This is a genomic window from Niveispirillum fermenti, assembly GCF_048066175.1.
GTDB lineage: Bacteria > Pseudomonadota > Alphaproteobacteria > Azospirillales > Azospirillaceae > Niveispirillum > Niveispirillum fermenti.
In genome coordinates this window covers 1-281 of the sequence record NZ_JBLTXA010000149.1, presented here as the reverse complement: position 1 = coordinate 281, position 281 = coordinate 1, and the positions used below count along the sequence as shown (strand labels likewise).

1 protein-coding gene is annotated in these 281 nt (G+C 52.0%); it reads left to right on the top strand.

From position 1 onward, the window contains the following. Nucleotides 1-217: hypothetical protein (locus tag ACM9LZ_RS26100; protein ID WP_416622414.1), on the top strand; the 217-nt coding region annotated here is incomplete at its 5' end. Nucleotides 218-281: the final 64 nt, after the last annotated feature.

Sequence of the window (281 nt, the reverse complement as noted above, 5' to 3'; positions counted from 1 at the left end):
CGTCAACCAGTTTTTTTCACCGTCCCGTCTTTTTTTTAAACCGCCCAGACAGACGACCCAAAACAACAAAGACAAAACAAACCAGCCAACAGACGCAGGCAAAAATGCCCACAGCCACGATGATCTTTTCCAACAATGTCAGTGGCTTAAAACCACCAAGAACCGCCCGCACCGCCACAACCACCAGGGCCGCCTCGCTGCGGGAGCCGGGGTATAGGACAGACCTTCACTCATGCGCAACAAAAATCTGAACTGCTCAGACACTTTCTTCAGGAAGGCCC